This window comes from uncultured Campylobacter sp. (assembly GCF_937997595.1).
GTDB lineage: Bacteria > Campylobacterota > Campylobacteria > Campylobacterales > Campylobacteraceae > Campylobacter_B.
Window position 1 is genome coordinate 1 of record NZ_CALKTS010000355.1, and the last position, 5,779, is coordinate 5,779.

The 5,779-nt window shown below is 50.4% G+C and carries 7 protein-coding genes and 1 pseudogene; 2 read left to right on the top strand and 6 right to left on the bottom strand.

The window, feature by feature from the left end; genetic code table 11:
* Positions 1–63: 63 nt before the first annotated feature.
* On the top strand, positions 64–750 hold the full coding sequence (locus tag Q0614_RS12070; protein ID WP_298788971.1) for a SapC family protein: 687 nt from the start codon (positions 64–66) through the stop codon (positions 748–750).
* Between the two features lie 205 nt (positions 751–955).
* Positions 956–1,147, top strand: a complete 192-nt coding sequence (locus tag Q0614_RS12075; protein WP_298788973.1) for a hypothetical protein — start codon at positions 956–958, stop codon at positions 1,145–1,147.
* Here Q0614_RS12075 and Q0614_RS12080 read toward each other — a convergent pair.
* The 6 genes and pseudogenes from Q0614_RS12080 to Q0614_RS12105 all read right to left on the bottom strand — a co-directional run.
* Entirely contained in the window at positions 1,142–1,777 is a 636-nt protein-coding gene (locus Q0614_RS12080; RefSeq protein WP_298788975.1) for an NAD(P)H-binding protein, read from the bottom strand. The two genes, Q0614_RS12075 and Q0614_RS12080, sit on opposite strands and share 6 nt — an antisense overlap.
* Positions 1,778–2,040: 263 nt before the next feature.
* Entirely contained in the window at positions 2,041–2,223 is a 183-nt protein-coding gene (locus Q0614_RS12085; protein ID WP_298788977.1) for a hypothetical protein, read from the bottom strand.
* A 97-nt stretch (positions 2,224–2,320) separates the two neighbouring features.
* Positions 2,321–3,553 carry a peptidase T gene (gene pepT / locus Q0614_RS12090; RefSeq protein WP_298788979.1) on the bottom strand — a complete coding sequence of 411 codons (1,233 nt, stop codon included), beginning with the start codon at positions 3,551–3,553 and terminating at the stop codon, positions 2,321–2,323.
* 12 nt (positions 3,554–3,565) lie between these two features.
* Entirely contained in the window at positions 3,566–4,912 is a 1,347-nt protein-coding gene (gene dcuC / locus Q0614_RS12095; RefSeq protein WP_298788981.1) for a C4-dicarboxylate transporter DcuC, read from the bottom strand.
* Between the two features lie 11 nt (positions 4,913–4,923).
* Positions 4,924–5,622, bottom strand: a complete 699-nt coding sequence (pepE, locus tag Q0614_RS12100) for a dipeptidase PepE (protein WP_298788983.1) — start codon at positions 5,620–5,622, stop codon at positions 4,924–4,926.
* Positions 5,623–5,632: 10 nt separating this feature from the next.
* A pseudogene (locus tag Q0614_RS12105) lies at positions 5,633–5,779 on the bottom strand (amidohydrolase); the annotation flags it as partial.

Genomic DNA, 5,779 nt, shown 5'->3' on the forward strand with positions numbered 1-5,779 from the left:
AAAACCCTTTAGAATTTTAATATTCTTTTTTATATAATTGCTAAAATTTTTTAAAGGATCAACATGACCCCAGTCGTATTAGATAGCGTTAAACACGCGGATTTACAGTATCACGCGGATGCATTCCCCACCGCGCCTTTCGTGCCGGTGATCGCGCCGGAGATTCCGTTTTGCGCGGACAGCCTCGTTATCGTATTTACCATCGAAAAAGAGCCCAAAATGGTGGCGCTGCTAGGGCGCACCAAAAACGTTCTAATCGATAAGGATTATAAAGGAACGGTGCCTTCTTCGGTGCAGAATTATCCGTTTTTCCTAGCCCAGATCGGCGAGCAGACGGCGATCTGTTTCGATAAGGACGCGCAGCAAATCAAAGGCGACGGCGAGGCGCTTTTTAAAGACGGCAAGCCGACGCCGTTTTTACAAAATTTAAAAGAGGTGATGAAAAATTACGCCGATTTGGATATGCGCACGCGCGTTGCGGCGGCGGAATTTCAAAAGGCGGGGATTTTAGAAGCCAAGGAGCTCGGTATCAACTCTAGCGGCAAGGAATCGTCCCTGCTGAACGGCTTTTCGGTCGTAAATCGCGAAAAGCTTTTGAAGTTAAGCGATAAAAAGCTTGCGGATTTTGCGCGCCGCGGATATCTGGAGCTAGCGTATTTCCACCTAAAAAGCCTTGCAAATTTTCAGCGCCTAGGCGATAAGATCATGCAGCTTGATCCGCCGACTGCGCCGAAAGAAGCGAAAAAATAGACGTTTTCGCCTCCTAAGTAGCTCATAATTTTTAGGATTTAATATCGCGGATTTGTAAATTTGCAAAACTTACGATCTTTTCGGGGCTTGAAGTTGCCATAACCGCATGCGAGCTTGAAGCCCTAGGAGGCTTTATTCGCGGCTAAACTAAATACACCGCAAATTTAGTCCTAAAATTTTAGCATAGGGTTTTATAACAAAAATTTTGCAACAACACAGTACGCAAGATTCCACGCTTAAAATTTCAAGCGAGAAATTTTACTATAAAATTCTATTAAATTTAAAATTTAATTTAAGCAGATCAATTTATAAAATTTTATCCACACTGCCTAAAACTTTAGTTTTAAATTTAGCCCAAGCCCCGAGCTTGCGCCGAAATTTCATCCGCGATTTATAGAAATTCCCGCGGCTCGTAGATTTGCACGCCGCGCGCGTCGCTGCTAGCCGCATTTATCATCGCGCGGGCGATACTTACGCCGCTAAGCGGTCTAAATTTACCGAACGCACAGGCGGGCAGCAGTTTAAAAACCGCCGCCGCAAGCCGTTCTAGCAGGCGAGTATCCGACCTCTCGCCCAAGATTATCGGCGGACGGACGATCTGAAGGCTGTCAAAGCCAAGCTCGCTCACGCGCCGCTCAATACGTCCTTTAGCGCGCAGATAAAAGCTTAGCAAGCCTTCGCTCGCACCCGGAGCTGATACGAGCACGAAGCGCCGCACGCCCGCTGCTTTGCCCCACTTCGCCGCCGCATAGACGTAGTCCACGTCCACGCGCAAAAACGCCTCACGCGAACCCGCCTGCTTCATTGTCGTGCCAAGCGCGCAAAAAATTTCGTCAAATTTATGCGGCGCGATATCCGAGATACCCTCAAAATTAATGATCCGCGCGCGAAGCTTAGGGCGGCAAAAGCCTATCTCGCGGCGCGCCCATGCCTCTACCTCATCGTAACCCGGGCTCTCGCAAAGCTCGCGTACCAGCTCCCTGCCTACGACGCCCGTAGCGCCTAGTACAAGAGCGGATTTTCCCATTTTTCGCTCCTTGAATTTCTTTAAATTTTATCGTGTTGTGTGGTTAAATTTTACTTTTACCGTGCCAAAAATTTCGTCTAGTTTGCAAGTCGAGCCCGAAAATTGCGCGCTTGAGCTCGCATCGCAAGTAAAATCCATAGCTCACGCGTTAAATTTCAAAGCCACGTTCGGCGCGAAATGTACATCAAATCAGCTTAAATTTTATAAGACTATACGCAGTCTAGAAGCTGCCATTTCATCGCGACGCGCTAAAAGCGTAAAAATTAGCGTTCTCCCGCGTAGTTAAATCGCGCAGCTTGCAGGCTAAACTCGAAGCTGTTTCGATCCACCGCGCCCACGCACGCGTCGCTATCATAAAGCGCAAGCAGAAATTCCGCCATCTCCTCGCTTGAATGATAGCGTTTAAAAGCAACATCGTAGTCGTAGCCCGTATCATCCGTCGCCACGGGACCAAAAATTATGTCCTGCAGGGTAAAATTTCGCGGCAGAATGAACGAGCTAAATTTAAAATCAAATCTGCGCGCGGAGTAGAAAGCGTCCTAGCTAAGCTCGCGCCGCCGCTAACGTTATGATCCGCTTAACCACCTCGCTCGCCGCTTTTAAAGAGCCTACGGGCAGATACTCGTAGATCGAATGGAAATTATGCCCGCCGGTAAAGAGGTTCGGGCACGGTAGCCCCTTTGCCGAGATGACGGCGCCGTCGTAGCCGCCTCGCATAGGCTTGATCTTGGGCTCGATATTTAAGTTTTTAAAAGCTTGCTTCGCAAATCGAATTGCAGGTGCCTCGTCGTTTTTCAAAAAGTTATAGACGTTTTTATAGCGGTCGTTTAGCGAAATTTCGATCCGATCGCCCCAGATCGCGCGAAGCCCGTCCGCAGTTTTTTGCAAAAATTCCATGCGCTGCTCGTATCTTTTCTCGTCAAATTCCCTCACGTCGATCTTTAGGACAGTCTTTGCGCTGTTACCGCTAAGCTCCTTGACCCAAAAATAGCCCTCCTTGCCCTCTGTGTATTCGGGCGCCTCGCCCGCAGGCAGCAGCGAGATAAACTTATGCGCCAAAAGCAAGGAATTTACGAGCTTGCCCTTGGCGTTCATCGGATGAGCGGACTGGCCTTTGAAGGTAACGACGCAATCGCCCGCGTTCCAATTCTCGTAGATAAACTCGCCGATGCCGCAGCAATCAAGGCAGTAGCCAAAATCCGCGCCTACCTCGCTTACGTCCAGCGCCTTTGCGCCCCGCAAGCCCTGCTCCTCGTCCGGCACGAAGCAAGCGATTATCTCGCCGTGCTTGATCTGCGGATTTTGGACGAAAAATTCCAGCGCATTTACGATCGCGGCGATCGCCGCCTTATCGTCGGCGCCTAGCAAGCTGGTGCCGTCCGTTACGATGATCTCATCTCCTTTGTAATCCTGCAGCTCCTCATTTTCGCTCTCTTTAAGATAGATCTCTAGCTCTTTATTCAGGCAGATATCGCCGCCTTCATATCTTACGATCTGAGCTTTGGTGTCGCTGCTCTGCTCGGCGCTGGTATCAAGGTGAGCGAAAAACGCTACTCTCGCAGCGGGCGCGTCTAAATTTGAGGGAATTTTAGCGATTAAAATCGACTTTTCGCTAAGGCTGATATTTTTTATGCCCAGAGCTTCGAGCTCGTTTTTTATGAAACCCGCCAGCTCGAGCTCCTTAGGGTTTGAGGGCATTATGCCCGCAGCGCCCGCGGCTCTATTCGTGGTGGTGTTGATCTTGGTATAGTTTAAAAACCTCTGCACGATATCCATATTAAGCTCCTTTTACAGAATGAAAAATGCGATGACGCAGACGGAAAGAAACATCCCTAGAGCCGTTCTTTTAGCGATCTGAATAGGGCTTACCATCGCAAGTCCCGCGCAAACGATGCAAGCGCCTGCGATCGGCGATGCGCTCCTGCCTAGCGCGCCGCTTATCGCAACCGCCATACCGAGCTTATCTTGCTCAAAACCCAGTGCATCGGCGTGCACGGTCACGGCGGTGTTAAATGCCATCGCCGCCGCATCTCCCGAGCCCGTTACGACGCCCATAAAAAACGGTACGAAAGTTCCGCCGAATTTTACGTAGCCCTGCTCGTTTTTAAGCCACTCGATTACGAAATCGATCGCCCCGCACGCGCTAAGACCCGCGACGAATACGCCCGCTGCGATGATGATACCCATGATATCGGCATACGCGCTACCCATACCTTTGAAAAATTCTTTCGTGATCTTTTGAGGGTTGGTCATAGTAATGACGATGGTGACGATAGCGCCCAGTAGCATCGCCTCGGCGACGCCCATCTTGGTCCATTTAAGAAAGGAGATCGTGTTGAGCTTGGACGTACCGCCGATGATTAAGATCACCAAAGGCACTAGCGGCATAAGCGCGTATAAGACGTTTATCTTTTGAGGCTGCGCGTCTAAATTTGAACCGTCGGCGGAATTTGACGCGGCGGAATTTGCGCCGTCCTCTCTTTGCGCTAGATAATTCACCCCCTTGGTGTAGTCTTTGCAAACTATCGCCGTTATGCTAATTACGATCAAAACCACGATCAAAGCGGTAATCGCGCTAGAAAACTGCACCCCGATGACGTCTTGAACCGTGTAGGATGGATTGTGCGCCTTTACCATATCGGCTACGAATACGTTGTGCGCCGAGCCCGGGCTCAAAACGCCGCCGAAAGTGCCCGCAAATACCGCAGCTCCCGCCATTTCTGGCTTAACGCCTGCAGCCATCATCACGGGGATCAGCGTAGCGCCGACCGCAGCCGAGCAGCCCGCAGCAGAGGGGATAGCGATATTGATAAAATATGTAAGCGCCACGACGATAGGGATCAATAAAAATCCGATATTGCCAAGAGGCCTGGTTAGTAAATTTACGAGCGCGCGGTCGCAGCCGGTAAATTTCATCACGAAGGCAAAACCCATGCTGGCGCATATCGCCTTAATGAGCCCCGCCTTGGTCATATACGAGGTAAAGGCGCCCAGCCCGTCCAGCGGCTTTAGACAAAGCACGCACAGCGCCAAACCCACGCCAATAAGCACGGTTTTAGTATCCTTCTTCATGATCAGTAAAGCGACGACTGCGACGATGCCCGCAAGCGCCAAAAGTAACCTAAGTGTCTCCACGATAACTCCTTTTAAATTTTAAATTTACTTCCCACGGCGATGCGCGAGATCTCTTTTTTATACTCGAATTTCAGCACGTCCGCATGCCCCATCGCCTCGCACTCGTTTCCGTTTATCAAAAACGCGCTACCCTCGGGCATAGCATAGACGCTGTCGTTTTGATTGACGATCAAAAACTCCTCCAGCCGCTCCTCCCTACTCTCGCCGTTGTGGTTTGAAATTTTACCGCTTATGAAGTGCGGATTGATCTGATACGGAAAGATCCCCAGAGCTACCGGCGAAGGCGGGAAGACGATCGGCATGTCGTTGGTGGTCATCATCGTCTTGCCCGCGACGTTTGCGCCCGCAGACCAGCCGAAATACGGCGTGCCGCCGTCCACCGCCTCTTTAATCGCGCCTAAAAGATCAAATTTATAAAGCTCGTTTAGCAGCACGAAGGTATTGCCGCCGCCGATGCAGATCGATTTGGCATTTTTAACGGCGGCTTTCATATCACCGAATCGGTGGATCGATCTGATATTGTTGCTCTCTAGGCAGTCCGCGACCTTCTGCTCATATTGCTCGCTTGTGCGCCTAACGCCCGCAAACGGAATGAATAAAATTTCATCCTCCCATAACCTGCCTAAAAATTCCTTGATCCACCCCTTGCAGTGGTTCAAATAGCCGCTGTCTTTGTAACTGGAAGCGCTTAGAAGTAGTGCTCTTTTCATGCCGCTTTCCTTAAGCTTTGCCGTTTAACTTATACGCGCAGCGCAGATACACGTCCACTCCCGCAAGCAGCGCGTCCTCGTCGAAGTCAAATTTGCCGTTGTGATGTCCCGCCGCAAGCGTCGTGCCGATCATCAAATATCCGCTCTTGCCGCCCGC